Annotated in this window: 16 protein-coding genes; 13 read left to right on the top strand and 3 right to left on the bottom strand. The window is 62.6% G+C overall.

Translation table 11 applies throughout. From position 1 onward, the window contains the following. The first annotated feature begins 171 nt into the window (after nt 1-171). Nucleotides 172-771, top strand: coding sequence for a hypothetical protein (locus IAE39_RS14775; protein ID WP_201203569.1), 600 nt, complete (start codon nt 172-174; stop codon nt 769-771). Nucleotides 772-944: 173 nt separating this feature from the next. Here IAE39_RS14775 and IAE39_RS14770 read toward each other — a convergent pair whose 3' ends face one another. Continuing rightward, entirely contained in the window at nt 945-1,349 is a 405-nt protein-coding gene (locus IAE39_RS14770; protein ID WP_003249225.1) for a YkgJ family cysteine cluster protein, read from the bottom strand. 186 nt (nt 1,350-1,535) lie between these two features. Between IAE39_RS14770 and IAE39_RS14765 the strand changes: the two genes are divergently transcribed. The 5 genes from IAE39_RS14765 (at nt 1,536) to IAE39_RS14745 (ending at nt 6,909) form a co-directional block, all read left to right on the top strand. After that, nucleotides 1,536-3,986, top strand: coding sequence for a glycogen/starch/alpha-glucan phosphorylase (locus IAE39_RS14765; protein ID WP_201203568.1), 2,451 nt, complete (start codon nt 1,536-1,538; stop codon nt 3,984-3,986). Between the two features lie 248 nt (nt 3,987-4,234). Further along, entirely contained in the window at nt 4,235-5,245 is a 1,011-nt protein-coding gene (locus tag IAE39_RS14760) for a class 1 fructose-bisphosphatase (protein ID WP_201203566.1), read from the top strand. A 3-nt stretch (nt 5,246-5,248) separates the two neighbouring features. After that, entirely contained in the window at nt 5,249-5,845 is a 597-nt protein-coding gene (locus tag IAE39_RS14755) for a DUF924 family protein (protein ID WP_201203565.1), read from the top strand. Between the two features lie 240 nt (nt 5,846-6,085). Beyond that, the gene (gene bamE, locus IAE39_RS14750) at nt 6,086-6,340 is read left to right on the top strand and encodes an outer membrane protein assembly factor BamE domain-containing protein (protein WP_003249234.1); all 255 of its coding nucleotides are present in this window, start codon (nt 6,086-6,088) and stop codon (nt 6,338-6,340) included. Next, the gene (locus IAE39_RS14745; protein WP_201203563.1) at nt 6,337-6,909 is read left to right on the top strand and encodes a lipocalin family protein; all 573 of its coding nucleotides are present in this window, start codon (nt 6,337-6,339) and stop codon (nt 6,907-6,909) included. Before bamE ends, IAE39_RS14745 begins: the two co-directional genes overlap by 4 nt. A gap of 159 nt (nt 6,910-7,068) precedes the next feature. On the opposite strand, the gene IAE39_RS14740 is transcribed toward IAE39_RS14745, so the two are convergent. Next, the gene (locus IAE39_RS14740; RefSeq protein ID WP_201203562.1) at nt 7,069-8,433 is read right to left on the bottom strand and encodes a formimidoylglutamate deiminase; all 1,365 of its coding nucleotides are present in this window, start codon (nt 8,431-8,433) and stop codon (nt 7,069-7,071) included. Between the two features lie 145 nt (nt 8,434-8,578). Here IAE39_RS14740 and hutC point away from each other — a divergent pair, with 145 nt between their 5' ends. The 7 genes from hutC (at nt 8,579) to hutG (ending at nt 17,064) form a co-directional block, all read left to right on the top strand. Continuing rightward, complete coding sequence (gene hutC, locus IAE39_RS14735; protein ID WP_153671434.1) at nt 8,579-9,289, top strand: histidine utilization repressor; 711 nt, start codon at nt 8,579-8,581, stop codon at nt 9,287-9,289. Then, nucleotides 9,286-9,858: a HutD/Ves family protein gene (locus IAE39_RS14730; protein WP_201203559.1), complete on the top strand. Its 573-nt coding sequence runs from the start codon at nt 9,286-9,288 to the stop codon at nt 9,856-9,858. The genes hutC and IAE39_RS14730 overlap by 4 nt, the downstream gene beginning before the upstream one ends. A 285-nt stretch (nt 9,859-10,143) precedes the next feature. After that, the gene (gene hutU / locus IAE39_RS14725; protein ID WP_110633134.1) at nt 10,144-11,817 is read left to right on the top strand and encodes a urocanate hydratase; all 1,674 of its coding nucleotides are present in this window, start codon (nt 10,144-10,146) and stop codon (nt 11,815-11,817) included. Nucleotides 11,818-11,924: 107 nt separating this feature from the next. Then, nucleotides 11,925-13,457, top strand: coding sequence for a histidine ammonia-lyase (gene hutH / locus IAE39_RS14720; RefSeq protein ID WP_201203558.1), 1,533 nt, complete (start codon nt 11,925-11,927; stop codon nt 13,455-13,457). A gap of 168 nt (nt 13,458-13,625) precedes the next feature. Then, on the top strand, nt 13,626-15,029 hold the full coding sequence (locus IAE39_RS14715; RefSeq protein ID WP_201203557.1) for an amino acid permease: 1,404 nt from the start codon (nt 13,626-13,628) through the stop codon (nt 15,027-15,029). A 15-nt stretch (nt 15,030-15,044) separates the two neighbouring features. Then, nucleotides 15,045-16,250 carry an imidazolonepropionase gene (gene hutI, locus IAE39_RS14710; protein WP_201203556.1) on the top strand — a complete coding sequence of 402 codons (1,206 nt, stop codon included), beginning with the start codon at nt 15,045-15,047 and terminating at the stop codon, nt 16,248-16,250. 10 nt (nt 16,251-16,260) lie between these two features. Beyond that, nucleotides 16,261-17,064, top strand: a complete 804-nt coding sequence (hutG, locus tag IAE39_RS14705) for an N-formylglutamate deformylase (protein ID WP_201203555.1) — start codon at nt 16,261-16,263, stop codon at nt 17,062-17,064. Nucleotides 17,065-17,090: 26 nt separating this feature from the next. Here the strand turns inward: hutG and IAE39_RS14700 are convergent, their stop codons facing one another. Next, a complete protein-coding gene (locus IAE39_RS14700) occupies nt 17,091-22,601 on the bottom strand; it encodes an NEL-type E3 ubiquitin ligase domain-containing protein (RefSeq protein ID WP_201203554.1) in 5,511 nt (1,836 codons plus the stop codon). Nucleotides 22,602-22,695: the final 94 nt, after the last annotated feature.

The following is a 22,695-nucleotide window of genomic DNA, read 5'->3' as shown; positions in this document are numbered from 1 at the left end:
AGCGATGTCTTGTGGGGAGTCATTGGACTGTCTAGCTTGCTGTGATTTCTATCAACGGGAAGCTACTTCTATTGCTTCATATTTCAATTGAAGTAATTGCTTACCAAGGAGTTTTTGGCAAGGGTCGATAGCCTCAGTAGGCTGGCTGCTGGAAATTGCTTGAGACTGACAATGAAAGGCAAGGGGTGGAAGGAGCATTTGGCCAATGGCCAAATTGATGTTGCCGGTACCTGCTGGAGCTTGCTTCATTTGCGCCCTGAATCACACCTGCTGGCAATCCCTGGGCTTGAAGCACATGGGCTGCAAGCGTTGACCTTAGTCGTCGAGTATTCCAGCCACTGCGTAAGTTTCGGTCCTAAGCAAGGCATGGAGCTGGATTTTCATGATATTGGCCAAGATCATCTGCTGATCGACCATCGAGGCATTCGGCGAGCGTTTTGCCCGGGGCGACACCAGCTTTCATTGCAGCTGCCGGCCATCATGGCTTCGTTAGCCGATCGGCAATGCCTGTTTACTGGGCATAGCAACTGGCTGACATTGGAAGGTAATCAGTTTGGTTATCCAGATGGGAGCCGATATGAGGTGTACTTCAACTTGCGCCGCGATTCAGCCCGCAGCCTCAAGGTGCATGTTGAAAGTGCCTATATACGTGACCAAAACCACCCTTCAAGCCGGCCGACGAGCTTGAAACGGCATGAGAAGATCAAAGGCTGGTTGCTGATGCTGAAGAAACTCAGAAATGAGCCGATTCGACGACCTGCAAGGCGATAGCGATCTGTAAAAATACGAAACCCCCAATTAAGGGGGTCGTATCGCGGATGCCCTTAGGGATTTCTCCCATCAACCGGCACGGCCGGAACCAGGTGGCGGCGTCTAGACACTTCCTGTAGGAAGCTCCGTGTACATCAAGACGATTAAAAGTCTATTCACTCTCTGCGCAGGCGTCAACGCCCAACCACTTTGGGCTTGTAAGCACAATACCCCGGCCGCGGCCCGACCTTGGGGTGGTTGCGGCAGGTGTCCGGGCGCTTGTCATAAATGGTGCACAGCCGGCTTTTACGATCCAGGTACATGCAGTCATCGTTGCTCATCCGGGTCAGGGTGAAAATCCCCGACTTCTGGTTGAAGCGCTCGATGATGCCTTCTTTCTGCAGGCGCTTGGCCACGTTCTTCGGCGGTTCGTCTTTTTCGAACTCGTCGACCACGCCGATACGGATCAGATCCTTGATCTTCACCTCCACCGGCAGGGTGCAGCAGGTCGAATGGCAGCCATGGCACATGTTGCTGGTGTAGCGCTGCCAGGTCTCCAGGCGGTCGACTTCGGCCGCGGCGATCAGGGTCGTTTTCATCTTTATAGGGGGTGAATCACGGTCTTGGGGCGCGCGATCATACCGGAATTGCTCAATTAATGAACAACCTTTTGACCGAATGCGCAAACGATCATGAAAACCACGAACCCAGGCTTTCGCTCCCGGTCGAAGCGTCTAGGCTGAACAATCTCCCTCCGCTTTCGTCAACTTGCCCGAGGATGCCGCATGTCCCAGGAACCCAAAGCTCGTGACGCCGAAGTCGCGGATTTTCGTGCCGCTGTACTGAACAAGCTGACCTACGCGGTCGGCAAGGACCCGGAGCACGCCTTCGACCATGACTGGTTCGAAGCCATCGCCCTGGCTGCGCGCGATCACATGGTCGACCACTGGATGGACCACACCCGCCAGGCCTATCGGCGCAGCCAGAAGCGCGTGTATTACCTTTCCCTGGAATTCCTTATCGGCCGCCTGCTCTACGACAGCCTGAGCAACCTGGGCCTGCTGGACATCGCCCGCGATGCGCTGGAGGGCCTGGACGTCGACCTGGAGCGTATCCGCCTGCTGGAGCCGGACGCTGCGTTGGGCAATGGCGGCCTGGGCCGCCTGGCCGCGTGCTTCATGGAAAGCATGTCGACCTTGGGCATTGCCGCCCACGGCTACGGCATTCGCTACGAGCACGGCTTGTTCCGCCAGGCGGTGGTCGATGGCTGGCAGCAGGAGCAGACCGAAAACTGGCTGGACTTCGGCAACCCCTGGGAGTTCGAGCGCGCCGAGGTGATCTACCCGATCAGCTTTGGCGGCAGCGTCGAAACGCTCAGCGACAACCACGGGCAGCAGCGTCAGGTGTGGACGCCTGGCGAGACTGTACGCGCGGTTGCCTATGACACCCCGGTTGTCGGCTGGCGAGGCTCCAGCGTGAATACCTTGCGTTTGTGGCGCGCGCGGGCTCTTGAAGAGCTGCACCTGGAGCGCTTCAATGCCGGCGACCACCTGGGGGCAGTCGCCGAAGTGGCAAGGGCCGAGAGCATCTCGCGGGTGCTGTACCCGGCCGACAGCACCGAGGCCGGCCAGGAGTTGCGCCTGCGCCAGGAATACTTCTTCGTTTCGGCCTCGCTGCAAGACCTGCTGCGCCGCCATTTGAACATGCACGACAACCTGCTCAACCTGCCGGACGCGGCGGCCATCCAGCTCAACGACACCCACCCGTCGATCGCCGTGGCCGAATTGATGCGGTTGCTGGTCGACCAACATGAAATCCCTTGGGACACGGCCTGGGAGCTGACCGTCGGCACCCTGGCCTACACCAACCACACGCTGCTGCCCGAGGCCCTGGAAACCTGGCCGGTGGCACTGATGGAACGCATGTTGCCGCGGCACATGCAGATCATCTACCTGATAAACGCCTATCACATCGACAGCCTGCGGGCCAAAGGCCTGCACGATTTCGACGTATTGCGGGCGGTGTCGCTGATCGAGGAGGACAACGGCCGCCGTGTGCGCATGGGTAACCTGGCGTTTCTCGGTTCGCACAGCGTCAACGGCGTATCGGCGCTGCACAGCCAGCTGATGAAAAGCACGGTGTTTGCCGAGCTGCACAAGCTGTACCCGCAGCGTATCAACAACAAGACCAACGGCATCACCTTCCGCCGTTGGCTGTACCAGTCCAACCCGCAGCTGACCGAAATGCTTGTCGAAGCGCTGGGGCCGGAGCTGAAGGACGACCCCGAAGGGCGCCTGGCTGCTCTGGTGCCGTTCGCTGACAAGGCCGGTTTCCGCAAGCAGTTCGCCGCCCAGCGCCTGCACAGCAAGCGTGCCCTGGCCAGCATCATCCAGGACCGCATCGGCGTCACGGTCAACCCCGAAGCGCTGTTCGATGTGCAGGTCAAGCGCATCCACGAGTACAAACGCCAGCTGCTCAACCTGTTGCACACCGTGGCGCTGTACCAGGCCATGCGCAACGACCCGAGCACCCACTGGGTGCCACGGGTGAAGATCTTCGCCGGCAAGGCTGCGGCCAGTTACCACCAGGCCAAGCTGATCATCAAGCTGGCCAACGACATCGCCCGGGTGGTGAACAACGACCCGACCGTGCGTGGCCTGCTCAAGGTGGTGTTCCTGCCCAACTACAACGTCAGCCTGGCCGAGAGCATCATCCCGGCAGCGGACCTGTCCGAGCAGATTTCCACCGCTGGCTATGAAGCCTCCGGCACCAGCAACATGAAGTTCGGCCTGAACGGCGCGCTGACCATTGGCACCCTGGATGGCGCCAACGTGGAGATGTGCGAGCAGGTGGGGGCCGACAACATGTTCATCTTTGGCCTCACGGCGCAGCAGGTGGAGGCACGGCGCAAGGCCGGGGACTTTGGTGCCAATGCGGCCATTGCGGCCTCCAGCCGCCTGGGCGATGTGCTGCAGGCGATTCGCAGCGGGGTGTTCTCGCCGGACGACCCGTCGCGCTACACCGGCCTGATCGACGGGTTGGTGGCCTATGACCGCTTCCTGGTGTGCGCCGATTTCGATGCCTACTGGGATGCCCAGCGCCGGGTCGAGGAGCTGTGGCACGCGCCGCAGGAGTGGTGGCGCATGGCGGTGCTGAATACGGCGCGGATGGGTTGGTTCTCGTCGGACCGGACCATTCGCGAGTATGCGACCGAGATCTGGAAGGCGTTGGATTGAGGTAAGGCCATTCGCGGGTAAACCCGCTCCCACAGGGAACTCCATAGCGCTCAAGGCCTGTGAGTGACCCTGTGGGAGCGGGTTTACCCGCGAATGGGGCCGACTCCGACCACCGGCCTGGCGCACGCTGAACTACCGACCTATTGTGCCGTCTGAGAGCCGTGGCGAGTCTCATCACTCGCTAGCCTGCAACTCTCCCTGTAAACTGCGGGGGTTTTTTATCTCCCCCCATCCATTCGGAGCCATACATGTCCCGCGTTACCCTGAGTCGCTATCTGATTGAGCAGACCCGCAGCAACAATACCCCTGCCGATCTGCGCTTCCTGATCGAAGTGGTGGCGCGTGCGTGCAAGGAAATCAGCCATCACGTGTCCAAAGGCGCCCTCGGTGGTGTACTGGGCAGCATGGGCACTGAAAACGTGCAGGGCGAAGTCCAGAAGAAGCTGGACGTGATTTCCAACGACATCCTGCTGGAAGCCAACGAGTGGGGCGGCCACCTGGCCGGCATGGCGTCCGAAGAAATGGACAATGCCTACCAGATCCCGGGCAAGTACCCGAAAGGCGCCTACCTGCTGGTCTTCGACCCGCTGGACGGCTCGTCCAACATCGACGTCAACGTGTCGGTCGGCACCATCTTCTCGGTACTGCGTTGCCCTAACGAGTACCTGAGCCAGAACGAAACCCTGAACGAGAACGCCTTCCTGCAGCCAGGCACCCAGCAGGTAGCCGCCGGTTACGCCATTTACGGCCCGCAGACCATGCTGATCCTCACCCTGGGCAACGGCGTCAAGGGCTTTACCCTGGACCGCGAACTGGGTAGCTTTGTGCTGACCCACGAAAACATCCGCGTACCGGAAAGCACCGCCGAGTTCGCCATCAACATGTCCAACCAGCGCCACTGGGAAGCCCCGATTCAACGCTACGTGGGCGAACTGCTGGCAGGCGAGACCGGCCCGCTGAAGAAAAACTACAACATGCGCTGGATCGCCTCGATGGTGGCCGATGTGCACCGCATCCTCACCCGTGGCGGCCTGTTCATGTACCCACGTGATGCCCGCGACCCAAGCAAACCGGGCAAACTGCGCCTGATGTACGAAGCCAACCCGATGTCGTTCATCATCGAACAGGCCGGCGGCGTGTCCACCGACGGTTACCAGCGCATCCTCGACATCAAGCCTGAAGGCCTGCACCAGCGTGTGTCGGTCATTCTCGGCTCGAAGGAAGAGGTTGAGCGCGTTACCGCCTACCACAAGGAGTAAGTCATGCTCGCACCTTGGCAGCCGTTGCTGGAGTGGTGGTTCGGTTGGGGTACCAGTCCCCAGGCCGTGGCTGACGAGAAGAGCACGCTGTGGTTCGGCAAGCATCACGATGCCGACGCCCAGGCGCTGTTCGGCGACCTGATGGAGCACGCCCTGGCGGGTGGGCTCGAGGATTGGCAGCAGAGCCCGCAGGGCTGGCTCGGTTTGCTGATCCTGCTGGACCAGTTGCCGCGCATGATCCACCGCGACACGCCGCGTGCCTTCGAGGGCGACCGGCGTGCCCAGGTGGTGGCCATGCAGGGCCTGCAGAAGGGCTGGGACTACCAGCTGCTGCCGATCCAGCGGGTGTTCGTGCTGCTGGTGCTGGAGCATGCCGAGGTGCTGGACTGGCAGAACCTGTGCGTCGAGCGCTACCAGACGCTGCTGGATGAGCAACCCGAGGCCAACCGGCGGCTGTTCGAAGGCTTCCTCGACTATGCCGAGCAGCACCAGCGGGTGATTGCCCGGTTCGGGCGCTTCCCGCACCGCAACCTGGTGCTGGAGCGGCCGAGTACCAGTGAAGAGATGGACTTTTTGCTGGAGCCTGGGTCTCGGTTCTGAAGTTGCAAGAGCCTGCTGCGCAGGCCATCGCGACCGGTACGCCGCCACGGCAAGGCCGCCCCAACGGGGCGGCTTTTTTATTGGCTGGTGATTAATGCTTTGTGATTAATCGCACAGTAGTGGCCAACCGACCAATGGTGTGGGGGCAAAGGGGGGAGGGCAGGGAACCCTGGAGGGATTTTCGCGTCGAAGGTCACTGCAGGCCACTCGCCTGTTTTCACCTCTCCAGGAGTGTCCTTCATGTCGTTGCGTTCCCTCGCCCTGTTGTCGCTGTGCGTCGTCCTGACTGCCTGCAGCAAGATCAACCAGGAAAACTATTCCAAGATCAAGGCCGGTATGAACAAGGCCGAGGTCGAGCAGTTGCTCGGTACGCCGACCGAGTGCTCTGGTGCGCTGGGCATGAGCAGCTGCACCTGGGGGGACGAGAAGAGCTTCATCAGCGTGCAGTACGCAGCTGACAAAGTACTGATGTATTCAGGGCAGGGCCTCAAATGAGGCGTGCATACCTGCTGATGGGGGTATGCCTGGCATTGCTGCTGGGCGGTTGTGCAGGCTCCGTGCACGACCCGCTGGCGCCGAAAACCGCCGGCAATGTCGACCTCAAGCGCTACCAGGGCAAATGGTACGAGCTGGCGCGCCTGCCGATGCGCTTCCAGGATGGCTGCGAGCAGTCCGAAGCCCATTACAACCTCAAGCCTGATGGCAGTTATGGTGTGCTAAACCGCTGCCGCACCATGGGTGACGAATGGCTGCGTGCCGAAGGGCATGCGAACATCCAGGAGCCGGGGCACACCGACAAGTTGTGGGTCGAGTTCGATAACTGGTTCACCAAGCTGGTGCCGGGCGTGGCAAGGGGCGAGTACTGGATTCTGTATGTGGACGAGCACTATCGCACGGCCATTGTCGGTAGCCCGGACCGCAAGTACCTGTGGATTCTGTCGCGCACGCCGACGCTGCCGGCGTGGGAGCGCGAGAACCTGCTGTCCAGGGCGCGTCAGCAGGGGTATGACACCAGCCGCTTGATCTGGCGGGCTTCGGACCAGCAGATCGTCAAGATGCACTGAGTTTCGTCGAGCTGTGTAGGAGCGGGTTCACCCGCGAAGCAGGCGACTCGGTGGATGGCACCGGCTTCGCCGGTGTTCGCGGGTAAACCCGCTCCTACAGCCCGGTGCAGTACCTGTGGGAGCGGGTTCACCCGCGAATGCGAGCGTACTGCCAGCACCTCAGCCCAAAAGTTGGCGCAACACCTCGGCAAACGCCCGCCCGCTCTGCTCTTCCTGCGCATGCCGCCCCTGGCGCACCACCCACTGCCCATTCACCATCACATCCCGCACCTGGCGATCACCCCCGGCAAACAACCAGCGGTTGAGAATTGCATCGCCATCGGCCATGGCGATATAAGGGTCTTGTCCATCGAGCACCAGCCAGTCGGCCCGCTTGCCCACGGCCAGCTCCCCGACCGCCTGCCCCAGCGCCTGCGCACCGCCCGCCAGTGCGGCGTCATACAGCGTGCGCCCGACCATCGGCTGGTCGCCGCGATACAGGCGGTTGCGCCTTTGGTCACGCAGGCGCTGACCATATTCCAGCCAGCGCAGCTCTTCCACCACGCTAAGCGACACATGGCTGTCCGAGCCAATGCCCATGCGCCCGCCCTGCGCGAGGAAGTCCACCGCCGGGAAAATCCCGTCGCCCAGGTTGGCTTCAGTGGTCAAACACAGCCCGGCCACCGCACCGCTGCGGGCCATGGCCGTCACTTCATCCGCCTCGGCATGGGTGGCGTGCACCAGGCACCAGCGCCGGTCCACGTCCACATGCTCATACAGCCACTGCAGCGGGCGCAGGCCGCTCCAGGCCAGGCAGTCGTCCACTTCCTTCTGCTGTTCGGCAATGTGGATATGCACCGGGCACTGCGTGTCGCTGGCGGCCAGCACCTCGGCGATCTGCCCGGGCGTTACCGCCCGCAGTGAGTGGAAACACAGGCCCAGCTGCTGCGCCGGTTGCGCGGCCAGCAGCGGGGCGAGCTGCGCTTGCAATTGCAGGTATTGTTCGGTGGAGTTGATGAAGCGCCGTTGCCCGTCATTCGGCGCCTGGCCACCAAAGCCGGCATGGCTGTACAGCACCGGCAGCAAGGTCAGGCCAATGCCGCTGTCGACCGCAGCCGCGCTGATGCGGCGCGACAGCTCGGCCGGGTCGGCGTAGCGCTGGCCGGCCTGGTCGTGGTGCACGTAGTGGAATTCGGCGACCGAGGTGTAGCCGGCCTTGAGCATTTCGATGTACAGCTGGCGGGCGATGACCTGTAGCTGGTCCGGGCTGATCTGCCCGACCAGGCGGTACATCAGGTCGCGCCAGGTCCAGAAACTGTCGTTGGGGTTGCCAGCGACTTCCGCCAGGCCTGCCATCGCGCGCTGGAAGGCATGCGAGTGCAGGTTGGGCATGCCGGGCAGTAGTGGGCCGGCCAAGCGCTCGGCGCCTTCAGCCGAGGCGCCTGGCTCGATACTGGCCACATGGCCATCGCTGGCGACCTCGATGCGGACATGGCTGGCCCAGCCCGTGGGCAGCAGGGCGCGTTCGGCGAAGTAGGCGGGCATCGGTACAAATCCTGTTATTGTTAACTTGTATATACATATACAGCCGTTTGCCTGCCGGGTAAACTGCGGCAAGCTACCGCTCATTCTATTTGCACAAGGATCCACCGCCGTGCCGACACCTCCTGTCTCCGCGCTGGTTGCCCAGATGGGCGAGGGCCCGGCGCCGCTCTATGCCCGGGTCAAACAGATGATCATCCAGCAGATCGACAACGGCAGCTGGCCACCGCATCACCGGGTACCTTCGGAGAGCGAGCTGGTCAGCCAGCTGGGCTTCAGCCGCATGACCATCAACCGCGCCCTGCGCGAGCTCACCGCCGAAGGCCTGCTGGTGCGCATGCAAGGTGTGGGTACTTTCGTCGCCGAACCCAAGGGCCGTTCGGCGTTGTTCGAAGTCAACAACATTGCCGACGAAATTGCCGCGCGCGGCCACCAGCATAGCTGCCAGGTGATCACACTTACCGAGGAAGCAGCAGGCTCCGAGCGCGCCCTGGCCCTGGACATGCGCGAAGGCCAGCGGGTGTTCCATTCGCTGATCGTGCATTTCGAGAACGGCGTGCCGGTGCAGATCGAGGACCGCTACGTCAACGCGGCCATCGCCCCCGACTACCTCAAGCAGGACTTCACCCGGCAGACGCCCTACGCCTACCTGTCGCAGGTGGCACCGCTGACCGAAGGCGAGCACGTGGTCGAGGCGATCCTGGCCGAGCCGGAAGAGTGCCGTCTGTTGCAGATCGAGCGGGGCGAGCCGTGCCTGCTGATCCGCCGTCGCACCTGGTCCGGCCGCCAGCCGGTAACCGCTGCGCGGCTGATCCACCCCGGTTCCCGTCACCGCCTGGAAGGACGTTTCAGCAAATGAGTCAGCTGCATGTGTTGCGTGCGCAGGATTACCCGCGCATGCCGTGGAAAAACGGTGGCGGTTTCACCGAAGAAATCACCCGTGACAGTGGCGAGGGCCTGGACGGTTTTGGCTGGCGCCTTTCGATTGCCGATATCGAGGAGTCGGGCGGCTTTTCCACCTTTGCCGGTTACCAGCGCATCATCACCGTGCTGCAGGGCGATGGCATGCGCCTGCTGGTCGACGGCCAGGCCAGCCGGCCACTGTTGCCCTTCGATGCGTTTGCTTTCGGTGGCGAGAGCCAGGTCAGCTGCAAGCTGCTGGGCGGGGCGATTCGCGATTTCAACCTGATCTATGCGCCGCTGCGTTATCGGGCGCGGTTGCAATGGCTGGACGGTACCCATCGGGTGTACAGCTTGGCGTCGACGGTGTTGCTGTTTGCCGCCAGTAACCAGGTCGAGGTGGCCCTGGCTGGGCGTGAGACGCAGCGGTTGGGGTTGTATGACTGCCTGCGGCTGGAAGGCAACGACGAATTGCTCGGGCTGGAGGTTCAGGGGCGGTTCTGCCTGATCGAACTCATTTCACACTGAGATAGCCGGGGCTGCTGCGCAGCCCTTTCCGACCGGTCCGGCGCCCCGGCAAGGCCGCTCCTACATCGAACGCGTATGCCCCGGCTTGCGCGGTCCCTGTAGGAGCGGCCTTGCCGGGGCGCCGGACCGGTCGGAAAGGGCCGCAAAGCGGCCCCGGCTTTTTTCAGCCACTCAGCAGATCAGTCCGAATATTTTGGTTGTCCATGCTTGTACATACAAGTAAAGGTGTGTTTGTATATTGACCACGACATACCCGCCCGCGGACGACCGCAGAGGACCTTTCCCGTGACCGACAACAACAAATACCGTGACGTTGAAATCCGTGCCCCACGTGGCAACAAGCTGACCGCCAAAAGCTGGCTGACTGAAGCGCCACTGCGCATGCTGATGAACAACCTCGACCCGCAGGTCGCGGAAAATCCGAAAGAACTGGTGGTGTACGGCGGTATCGGCCGTGCTGCGCGCAACTGGGCCTGCTACGACAAGATCGTCGAAACCCTGACCCGCCTGGAAGACGACGAAACCCTGCTGGTGCAGTCGGGCAAACCGGTCGGTGTGTTCAAGACCCACAGCAACGCCCCACGCGTGCTGATCGCCAACTCCAACCTGGTGCCGCACTGGGCCAACTGGGAACACTTCAACGAACTCGACGCCAAGGGCCTGGCCATGTACGGCCAGATGACCGCCGGCAGCTGGATCTACATCGGCAGCCAGGGCATCGTCCAGGGCACCTATGAAACCTTCGTCGAGGCCGGTCGCCAGCACTACGGTGGCAGCCTCAAAGGCAAGTGGGTGCTCACCGCCGGCCTGGGCGGCATGGGCGGCGCCCAGCCACTGGCCGCGACCTTGGCCGGCGCCTGCTCGCTGAACATCGAATGCCAGCAGAGCCGCATCGACTTCCGCCTGGAAACCCGCTACGTCGACGAACAGGCCACTGACCTCGACGACGCCTTGGCGCGCATCGCCAAGTACACCGCCGAAGGCAAGGCCATCTCCATCGCCCTGCACGGCAACGCCGCCGAAATCCTGCCAGAGCTGGTCAAGCGTGGCGTGCGCCCGGACATGGTCACCGACCAGACCAGCGCCCACGACCCACTGAACGGCTACCTGCCCGCCGGCTGGACCTGGGAACAGTACCGCGACCGCGCGCAGACCGAACCGGCTGCAGTGGTCAAGGCCGCCAAGCAGTCGATGGCCGTACACGTGCAGGCCATGCTTGATTTCCAGAAGCAGGGCATCCCGACCTTCGACTACGGCAACAACATCCGCCAGATGGCCAAGGAAGAGGGCGTGGCCAACGCCTTCGACTTCCCGGGCTTCGTCCCGGCCTACATCCGCCCGCTGTTCTGCCGCGGCATCGGCCCGTTCCGCTGGGCGGCGCTGTCCGGTGAAGCCGAGGACATCTACAAGACCGACGCCAAGGTCAAGGAACTGATCCCGGACGACGCCCACTTGCACCGCTGGCTGGACATGGCCCGCGAGCGCATCAGCTTCCAGGGCCTGCCAGCCCGAATCTGCTGGGTTGGCCTGGGCCTGCGCGCCAAGCTCGGCCTGGCGTTCAACGAAATGGTCCGCAGTGGCGAGCTGTCGGCGCCGGTGGTGATCGGCCGTGACCACCTGGACTCCGGTTCTGTCTCCAGCCCCAACCGCGAAACCGAAGCCATGCGTGATGGCTCCGATGCAGTCTCCGACTGGCCGCTGCTCAACGCCCTGCTGAACACCGCAGGCGGCGCCACCTGGGTGTCGCTGCACCACGGCGGCGGCGTAGGCATGGGCTTCTCCCAGCACTCGGGCATGGTCATTGTCTGCGACGGTACCGATGAAGCCGCCGAGCGTATCGCCCGCGTGCTGACCAACGACCCAGGGACTGGTGTGATGCGCCACGCCGATGCCGGTTACGACATCGCCATCGACTGCGCCAAGGAGCAGGGCCTGGACCTGCCGATGATCACTGGCTGATCGCCACGCTTTGGCTCGCACCCCGCAAGGGGTGATACTGAACAACAAGAAGGAGCGCGCAGGCACCTCAATACAGGCCTGCGGCTCCACGCGATTGGAGTAGTAACGTGACCGAACTCACCCTCAAGCCCGGCACCCTGACCCTGGCCCAACTGCGCGCCATTCATGCCGCGCCCGTGCGCCTGCAGCTGGATGCCAGCGCCGACCAGCCGATCAACGACAGCGTTGCCTGCGTAGAGCAAATCCTGGCTGAAGACCGCACCGCCTACGGCATCAATACCGGTTTCGGCCTGCTGGCCTCCACCCGTATCGCCAGCCACGACCTGGAAAACCTGCAGCGCTCGCTGGTGCTGTCCCACGCCGCCGGTGTCGGTGCGCCGCTGGATGACGACCTGGTGCGGCTGATCATGGTGCTGAAGATCAACAGCCTCAGCCGCGGCTTCTCCGGCATCCGCCGCAAGGTGATCGACGCCCTGACCGCCCTGGTCAACGCCGAGGTCTACCCGCACATCCCGCTCAAGGGCTCGGTCGGCGCCTCGGGCGACCTCGCGCCACTGGCACACATGTCGCTGGTATTGCTGGGTGAGAGCAAGGCCCGTTACAAAGGCCAATGGCTGCCAGCCACTGAAGCGCTTGCGATTGCCGGTCTCGAGCCACTGACCCTGGCCGCCAAAGAAGGCCTGGCCCTGCTCAACGGTACCCAGGCGTCCACGGCCTACGCCCTGCGTGGCCTGTTCCAGGCCGAAGACCTTTACGCTGCCGCCATTGCCTGTGGTGGCCTGACCGTAGAAGCCGCGCTGGGCTCGCGTTCGCCGTTCGATGCCCGCGTGCATGCCGTACGTGGCCAGCGTGGCCAGATCGACACCGCGGCCTGCTTCCGCGATTTGCTGGGTGATTCCAGCGAAGTGTCGCTGTCGCACAAGAACTGCGACAAGGTCCAGGACCCGTACTCGCTGCGCTGCCAGCCGCAGGTCATGGGCGCCTGCCTGACCCAGCTGCGCCAGGCTGCCGAGGTATTGGGTATCGAAGCCAACGCCGTGTCGGACAACCCGCTGGTATTCGCTGCCGAAGGTGACGTGATTTCCGGCGGCAACTTCCACGCAGAACCGGTGGCCATGGCCGCCGACAACATTGCCCTGGCCATCGCCGAAATCGGCTCGCTGAGCGAGCGCCGCATCTCGCTGATGATGGACAAGCACATGTCCCAGCTGCCGCCGTTCCTGGTGGAAAACGGCGGGGTCAACTCCGGCTTCATGATCGCCCAGGTTACGGCGGCGGCCCTGGCCAGCGAGAACAAGGCCCTGTCGCACCCGCACAGTGTCGACAGCCTGCCGACCTCCGCCAACCAGGAAGACCACGTGTCCATGGCCCCGGCTGCCGGCAAGCGCCTGTGGGAAATGGCCGAAAACACCCGTGGCGTGCTGGCCATCGAATGGCTGGGTGCCTGCCAGGGCCTCGACCTGCGCAAAGGCCTGAAGACTTCGGCCAAGCTGGAGCAGGCGCGCAAGGCCCTGCGCAGCGAAGTACCGCATTACGACCGTGACCGTTTCTTTGCGCCGGACATCGAAAAGGCCGTGGAACTGTTGGCCAAGGGTAGCCTGACCGGTTTGCTGCCGGCGGGTGTGCTGCCAAGCCTGTAATGCCCCCAGGGGCCGCTGTGCGGCCCATTCGCGGGACAAGCCCGCTCCCACAGGAGTACCAAAGGTTTCAGACCTGTGCGGTACCTGTGGGAGCGGGCTTGTCCCGCGAAAGGGCTGCAAGGCAGCCCCCTCGATCTCACGACCACAAAAACAATTTAAGGACGTGACATGCAACAAGCTCAAGGTCTCAAGCGCGGGCTAAGTGCCCGCCACATCCGTTTCATGGCCCTCGGTTCCGCCATCGGCACCGGCCTGTTCTACGGTTCCGCCTCGGCTATCCAGATGGCCGGCCCGGCTGTGCTGCTGGCCTACCTGATCGGCGGCGCCGCCGTGTACATGGTCATGCGCGCCCTCGGTGAAATGGCCGTGCACAACCCGGTGGCCGGCTCCTTCGGCCACTACGCCACCACCTACCTCGGCCCCATGGCCGGCTTCATCCTCGGCTGGACCTACGCCTTCGAGATGGTCATCGTTGCCATCGCCGACGTCACTGCCTTCGGTATCTACATGGGCTTCTGGTTCCCGGAGGTAGCTCGCTGGATCTGGGTACTGGGCATTGTCTTCCTGATCGGCGGCCTCAACCTGTGCAACGTCAAGGTGTTTGGCGAAATGGAGTTCTGGCTGTCGCTGCTCAAGGTCGGCGCCATTGTCGCGATGATCCTGGCCGGCCTCGGCATCATGGCCTTCGGCTTCAGCCAGGTAGGCACCGGGCATGCCGTGGGCGTGAGCAACCTGTTCGAGCATGGCGGTTTCATGCCTAACGGCGTGGGTGGCCTGATTGCGTCGTTCGCGGTGGTGATGTTCGCCTTCGGCGGCATCGAGATCATCGGCGTCACTGCCGGTGAAGCCAAAGACCCGCAACGCGTCATCCCCAAGGCGATCAACGCGGTGCCGCTGCGCATCCTGCTGTTCTACGTGCTTACCCTGTTCGTGCTGATGTGCCTGTACCCATGGCCGCAGATCGGCAGCGAAGGCAGCCCGTTTGTGCAGATCTTCAGCAACCTGGGCATCGGCTCGGCCGCTGCCGTGCTGAACGTGGTGGTGATTTCGGCGGCGATCTCGGCCATCAACAGCGACATCTTCGGCGCCGGCCGCATGATGTACGGCCTGGCCCAGCAAGGCCACGCCCCGCGCGGCTTCAGCAAGTTGTCGAAGCACGGCGTGCCGTGGATGACTGTGGTGGTAATGGGTGCCGCACTGCTGATCGGCGTGCTGCTGAACTACCTGATCCCGGAAAACGTGTTCCTGCTGATTGCCTCGATCGCTACCTTCGCCACCGTATGGGTGTGGCTGATGATTCTGGTGACCCAGGTGGCCATGCGCCGCAGCATGAGCCGTGAACAAGTGGCCCAGCTGAGTTTCCCGGTACCGTTCTGGCCTTACGGCCCGGCCATGGCCATTGCGTTCATGGTGTTCATCTTTGGCGTACTCGGCTACTTCCCGGACACCCAGGCGGCATTGATCGTCGGCGTGGTCTGGGTGGTGTTCCTGGTCGCGTCCTACCTGCTGTGGTGCAAACCGCGCGCAGGGCAGGGCCAGCCGGCAGCAGAGCCGGCCGAGCTGCACCGCTAGCAAAGGAGATTGTGCATGAGAACCGTCTGGCAGCACTGCCATGTGGCAACCATGGCCGAAGGCCGTTACTCGGTTATCGAGAATGCGGCCATCGTCACCAACGCCGGGCTGATCGAATGGATCGGCCCACGCGCCGAGCTGGCGCCAGTAGATGCCGAGCGCAGCGTGGACCTGGGCGGCGCCTGGGTCACCCCGGGGTTGATCGACTGCCACACCCACGCCGTGTTCGGTGGTAACCGCAGCGGCGAGTTCGAGCAGCGCCTCCAGGGCGTGAGCTATGCCGAAATCGCTGCGCAGGGCGGTGGCATCGCCAGCACCGTGCGGGCCACCCGAGCAGCCAGTGAGGACGAGCTGTTCGTCAGTGCGCGCCAGCGGGTTCAGGCTTTGATGCGCGACGGGGTGACTACCATTGAGGTCAAGTCCGGCTACGGCCTGGACTTGGCCAACGAGCGCAAGATGCTGCGCGTGGCCCGTCGACTGGCCGACGAACTGCCGCTGGCGGTGCGTGCCACGTGCCTGGCTGCGCACGCGTTGCCGCCGGAGTACGCCGGCCGCGCCGACGACTACATCGCGCACATCTGCGACGAGATGTTGCCAGCACTGGCCGCCGAAGGCCTGGTGGATGCGGTGGATGCCTTCTGCGAACACCTGGCGTTTTCCCCGGCCCAGGTCGAGCGCCTGTTCATCAAGGCGCGCGAGCTGGGCTTGCCGGTCAAGCTGCACGCCGAACAGCTGTCGTCACTGCACGGCTCCAGCCTGGCGGCGCGTTACCAGGCGCTGTCGGCCGACCACCTGGAATTCATGACCGAAGAAGACGCCATCGCCATGGCCGCAGCCGGCACGGTCGCCGTGCTGCTGCCCGGCGCGTTCTACTTCCTGCGTGAAACCCAGTTGCCGCCGATGGACGCATTGCGCCGCCACGGCGTGAAGATTGCCCTGGCCAGCGACCTCAACCCCGGCACTTCGCCAGGGCTGTCGCTGCGCTTGATGCTGAACATGGGCTGTACCTGCTTCCGCATGACCCCGGAAGAGGCGTTGGCCGGCGTCACCGTGCATGCCGCCGCGGCACTGGGCCTGGGCGACAGCCATGGCTCGCTGGAAGTTGGCAAGGTTGCTGACTTCGTCGCCTGGCAAATCGAACGCCCCGCCGACCTGGCCTACTGGCTGGGCGGCGACCTGCCCAAGCGCGTGGTGCGCAAGGGCCATGAAATTTCCAATTGAGCGAGGCACGATGGACAAGGTACTGAGTTTTCACCAGGGCCGCCTGCCGCTGCTGATCAGCATGCCGCATGCCGGCCTGCGCCTGAGCGATGAGGTGCGCGACGGCCTGGTCGACCAGGCGCGCAGCCTGCCGGACACCGACTGGCATATTCCCCAGCTGTACGACTTTGCCCGCGACATGGGTGCCAGCGTGGTTTCGGCGGAGTACTCGCGCTTCGTCATCGACCTGAACCGCCCGGATGACGACAAACCGCTGTACGCCGGTGCCACCACCGGCCTGTACCCGGCGACGCTGTTCGAGGGCGAGCCGCTGTTCAAGGAAGGGCAGGTGCCCACTGACGCGCAACGCAAGCAGTACCTGGAGCAGATCTGGCGCCCCTACCACGACACCATCCGCAACGAGCTGGACCGCTTGCGTGAGCAGTATGGCTACGCGCTGCTGTGGGATGCCCATTCTATTCGTTCGCTGATTCCGCACCTGTTCGACGGCAAGCTGCCGGACTTCAACCTGGGTACCTTCAATGGCGCCAGTTGCGATCCGGCACTGGCCGAGCGGCTGCAAGGCGTCTGTGCCGAAGCCCAGGACTACAGCCATGTGCTGAACGGCCGTTTCAAGGGCGGCCATATCACCCGCCATTACGGCGACCCGGCCAACCATATTCATGCCGTGCAGCTGGAGTTGGCGCAGAGCACCTACATGGAAGAAACCGAGCCGTTCGCCTACCGCGAAGACCTGGCGGCACCCACACGCAAGGTGTTGCAACAGCTATTGAAAGCCGCAATGGACTGGGGGAGGGCGCGATACGGCGTTTAGCTCTAATCGCGCCTGGCGCCCAGCCGTCAGAGGCGATCAGGCTGGGCAAGCAGGGTGAGCTGGCGAACCAGTTGCCGTTCCTGTTCTTCTTTTGTACGTAGCAGTGCAGCGTACTCGCTGGACAGGTCTTCGATGCTGGTGCCTTCCGGGTGCTGGTCGGGCAGGTCTATCACGTTGTTCTGGTAGGCCTGCTCGATGCGGTCGAACAGTTGGGCATGGGTATTGCGCAAGTATCGGCCCCACTCCTGATTGTTCACCGCGTATTCCAGAAAGCCTTCGCCGCGCTGGTCCTGCAGCACGTGCTCGATCACGCGGGTCATTTCATTGTGACTCACCTCGGCGATCGCCTCGAACAGCATGTTGTCATTGGGTATACCGAGTTCCAACGGCACGTTGGCGCCTCGGCGATAAGCCAGGCGCACTTCTGCTTCGTCGCGCTCACCGGCGTTTTCGCGCGCAATCTCATCCAGCCGGTTCACGCGGTAAAGCCGCCCGAGCGCCTGATAAAGCTGCGGCTCGGTGTCAGCGTTGTCGGCCAGCAATCGTCGATCCGCAATCAGGAACTCCAGGTTCTGGAACACCAGCAAAACGCCGTCATGGCAAGTTTGGTCACCTGTTTCCTGTTGTATCAGCCCTTCTTGTGCAATGTGATCGAATAGCGCGCGATCTTCCTGGTCGACCACCGCCCTTACCAGCACCATCCGCACCCGCTCGGCAAATTCCGCGCGGGTGCTGCCATTGCGAAATGGCGCCGACTGTTGCAGGCGCCCTACGAATGTGAGCAGGTTGCGTGCGTCGCCCGCTTGCTTGAGCTGCTGCCAGGCATCGCGCAGCGCGTCATTTTGTGCCGGCGTACCCAGCAGCCAACGCTGCAGGTCTGGCCTGTCTTCGGCATCGAGGGGGATAGGGTCATGCAAGTGCCCTCCGGCGGGTGCATCCGCCGGCGGGCTGAAGGCGAAGGTAAAGCGCCGTTGGGTTGCAGAAGACCTCCGGGCCCGGTCCACGGTCGCTGGACTGAGCGGGTTGTCAAAGAGTGAAATCGAGGTGACCTGGGCATGGGTGTCGGGGTTGTTGAGGATGTGTTCGGGCAGCTCGGTCAACTGATTGTCGCTGAGGTTGAGCAGCTCCAGCGGTAACAGCGTGTCAACCCAGGTGGGCCACTGGCTGAGATTCATGTTGCTCAGGTCAAGGCGGCTGAGGTTGCGCAGTGTCTGCGGTGCTTCGGTGATGTTACCCAGGCGATTACCGCTCAGCTCCAGTGTGCGCAGATTGCCCAGCCGGCCGAAGATGGCGAGCGCGTTGTCATCGATTTCCAGGCCCATTTCATGCAGGGACAGGTAGGTGAGCTGAGGCAGGTTCAGTAGTGTCGACACAATTGCCGGATCTGGTTGGGCTTGATTGCCCAGGCTGAGGACTTCCACAGAGTTGAAACGCCGCAACAACCCATCCAGTTGCTCAACCGTGCAATGGGTCCGCTCCATTGACAAGGCGCGGACATGGGCGTGAAAGAACGCCGGTAACCGCGGGGGGAACTGCTCCAGTGCGATGTTATCCAGGCGTAACGGGCTTCGCGATCCTGCCTCCACACCGCGCCAATAAGCATTGAGGGTCATGGCGATGCGATTGCGCATTGCCATGACCGATGCGGGCAGCGGGGCACTGGAGCTTGAAGCGTTGGCCCAGCCATAAGTGGCCTCATGCAGTTGCTCTCGCTGGTCGGTGTACCGGCGCATCTGCTCGTTCAGGGCTGTCGATCGATCAAAGAGGATACGTTCGGGGTTGCTTTCGTGGCTGAGCAGAATGCGCAGCAGCTGATCTTCGATGATCTCATTCCCTTGCAGGGAAATGACAGTGTGCGGGAGAGTGGATTGTTCGTTGCCAATGAGAAAACCAGGTAGCGATCGAATCTGGTTGTGGCGCAGCGAGACTTCTCCAATCTGGCTTAGGGCTCGCTGGTTCAGTGTTCGCGGCCAGCTTTCCAGCGACATGCGTTCAAGGCTGAGATAGTCGAGCGTAAGGCCCCCGAATTGCTCAGTGGTGAACGGCGAGATCTGGTTGCCATCAAGGGTCAGGCGACGCAGCCGTTGCATTGCCTGCAGCCTCGCGAAATCCTGGTTGGACAAAGACAGGTTTTGATTGGCCAGGCTGAGCGACTCCAGCTGGAGGACGTTTTCCGCGATCAAGCGCAAGACATCGTGGGGCGCCCGGTCGGCTGTTGGCGCTTCGCCTGCGGCGTGGGAGATCTCCAGCGAGCGCAAACCGGGGAACTGTTCCAGCAACCTTGCCAGGCTGCGCATGCGTCGCTGGGCGCCCATGGTGCCGTCGTAGGCATGGTCGATCAGTTCAAGGCGCGTGACCCGTTGCGTGAAGAAAACCGGCAAGTTGGCCGGAAAAGTGTCGAGATAGACATGTTCCAGGCGCAGGGTAGGTAATTCTGAGTGCTCGAGCAGCGGAATATGGTCATACCAGCACTGCAATAGCTGGTCGCGCAACGCGCTCGTCGCTTCAGTATTGGCGGCTGAGCCGGGCAGTGCGTTCTGCCAGGCGTCCAGATAGAGGGTGAGCGTATTGCGCTCCCGGACCAGCGTCATGAGCTCATCATTTACACGCGATAAGCTCAACCCCCGTCTTTCCAGGGTGTTCAGTATGTCTGTAGCCGTATCGTGTGGGGGATGAGGCAAGCCCAGCTGGTTGATCATGCGCAGCAACGTGGGTCTGCGGATGTATTGCCCGGCGACATTCCCGCCGCCCATTGGATAGCCCACCCGGCCGTCGGCCAGGCGCATGGGTGAGCGGTAGCCCGGTCGCACGGGTTGCATGCCCAGCAGCTGTCTAAGCTCTGCGCGCTGAAGCAGTGGCCTCTTTTGAAGCAGCCGCTGGAGTGCCTCGGCGTTTTCCACCCCTGTGCCTCCAAGTGTCTGGCGTAACGATGCAGGCATGGCCGTTGCAAGTGCGCTGAACAGAGAGTGATGAACCTGCACTGAGGCGTGCGCAGCGGTGCTGCCCAGTACCAGGTAGCCCTCTTTCGTGCTGAGGATGCTTGCATGGGGTTCGGTGCTTTCATCACCCAGCCGCACGCTGTCTGCGGGCAGCTGCCAATGTTGCTCCAGCGCAACAGACATGTTCGCTGGCCATTCGGGCACTTGCCCGAGCGTGTGCAGTATCAGCCGGTCTGCATCGCGGCTGCGTACCGTCTCCAGGTAAAGCCCTTCATAAGCACGTGCCAGCCGTACCTGTTGCTGATACCGCCGCACCTCCTCGGCAAGGGCTGGCTCAACCCGGCCTTCGGCCAAGGCTTTCAGCGTTGGCCCAGCGGCATGCTGCAGCAGTTCTTCGATTACGGGCAGCGGTAGTGTTGCATAGCGCTGACGGAGCGTTTCACCCTCTGCCGAGCATTTGGCATATAGCTGGCCGTAGCGCATTTCGAAGGCTTCGTGCAGGGGGGGCGGGGCATTCTCGGTCGAGCGCAGCTCCTGATCCAGCTTGAAACGTTGCAGGGTGTCTTGCAGCAGCGCCGGCAGCCGTCTGTTCTCGACCAGCGTGCGGCGTAGCACGGTTTCGTCGGTGTCGCTGATGGCAAGGATGCGTTGCAGTGTGGGTTCGTCGAAGTCGGCATTCAGATGGCCTATGCGGCGGAGCAGGCGCGTACCGCTCCAGCTCGATGGCTGCTCGGTTTCCAGTAACCAGGCCCCCGCACCGTTATGCAATGCCGCCGGTTGGTAGCCCTCGGCCTGGGTTGGGTGTACAAGGTGATACCCATTGTTTGCCTGCCTGACCGAAAATATGCGGCTTTCGACGGGCAGCCAGGTTTTGCCTTCATGATGATACAAGCCGTATTCATCGGGTTTGAGCCCTGCTGGCAGCACCTTGTCATGGGCAAAAGGGGCCAGGTCAGGCTTCCAAAGGCGGTACTCGCCGTTGGGCAGCCTGACAGGGGCTAGCTCTTCGATAAATGATGGTGTTTCCACCGGTATCTGCTCGACCACCGGGATGCCTTGCCCCCGGGCCGCTGAGGCGAGCGCCGCCATGAGGGCGACGTTGTCGATCACATCCATCAGGTAGTCGAATGCCTGCTGGCGATCCCCATCCAGCCAGCTGCCGATGCCCTCGAAGGTTTCGTGGGCCAGCTGCAGTACCGCTACGCCAAGCATCACGGCGCCTAACGGCGGTATGAACAGCGCTGCGAAGTTCAGGCTGGCAAGTGACAGGGCCTTGAAGTAAGCAAAGTGACGCTGGGCGGTCTTGTCGTCCTCGGTTGCCGTCGGTACCGCATGGAACAGGCCATCGTCCCTCAGGCGCTGTTGTCGCTGGGTCGCCAGCTCTTCGAGAAACGGCCGGGTAAAGCGCTGCACGTGCAGGTACACCCGCGCATCAGGGTCGGGTGTGCGCTCCTTGAGTTGGCTGGTGGCGTTCCAGGTATAGGGTTCAAGTGTGTCTGCCAGGCGGTCGAGGAAACGTCCTTTATGCCGATCAGGTATCAGTTGCTGGCCTTGTGGCTGTCGCAGCGCTGGCATTTGCTTTAGCAGGAATGCTTCGGCATCGGCCCTGCAGGCATGCTGGGTCAGTGGCTCGGGCATGCCGGGCAGGTAGAGCACGAGCCAGCCGTCATAGGGAAACTCAGGCCCTGGCGGGAATCGTCCGGCACCGCTCTGGGCCCGAGTACCTGTGCCAATGCACAAGGCGCCTGTGAGTGTGGCCTGCAGCAGTTTGATGCCCGCGCACAGTACAGGGCGCCCGTCATGTTCAACCTCGTCGCTGCTGTCGAGCTTGAGCAGTGTTGCGTGGATGGCTTTGTCGATCTTGCCCAGCAGGCAGGCATGGTGAACGTGCAAGTAGAATGTCGAGCGCTCGGCGGCCTTGAATACTGAGCGAATGGCTTCGGCGTCAGGATGGGAGGCAGGGGGATCAAGTGAATCGAGCAGGGTCTGGTATTTGCCGCCAATGTCCATTTCACGCGCCAGCGCTGCGAAGTCTTCTGCGACGATTGGCAGTTTTTTTGCTGTGGAGGCCAGGCTCACGTCGTTTCTGTCAATGATGGCTGACGTGTTGTTGCCGGCGCTCAGGCCCCCGGGCAGCGCCTCGAAGGCCTCGAAGTTCTGCAAGGCACTGTGCAGCAGGGACTGCGTCGCCAGTTTCAGGGCGCGGGACGAGCTGACGAAGGGATCGGCGCCAAAGCTGTCGAGCGACTCTCTGTAACTGGCTGAGCGGCTCACGTTCATCAGGTAGGTTTGCAAGACATCGATCGTCTGGCCGAAGCGCTCGTTGATCGCTGTCGACAGCTGCTCGGTGGCAAATTGCTCCAGTGGCGGCAAGGTTGCCAGAAGCGCCTTGAGCTCGCGCTCGGCTTGCAAGTGCTGGCCATAGGTGTGTACCAGCGCCTTGGCAACTGTCGGGTGTTCCTGACACGCACGCTCCAGCTGGGGGTTGCGCTGGCGGCTCGCCTGGCGCATGCGTTGACGGTGCACGGGCTGGCTGTGGACAAGCCAGTCGGGCACTTTGCTGCTGAGCAGTCCGTGGTAGCTATCCGGTTCGATCATGGGGCAATCTCGTTTTCAAAGAGTTGCCTCGATGCTATTTGGCCGCGCTCAGGGCCTGCACATAAGATGATCTCGCTTAGACACATGCTCAAAG

Origin of the sequence: Pseudomonas sp. S37 (genome assembly GCF_016658545.1) — a bacterium.
Lineage (GTDB): Bacteria > Pseudomonadota > Gammaproteobacteria > Pseudomonadales > Pseudomonadaceae > Aquipseudomonas.
The sequence above is the reverse complement of the archived record's forward strand: the minus strand, read 5'-3'. Positions and strand labels throughout refer to the sequence as shown.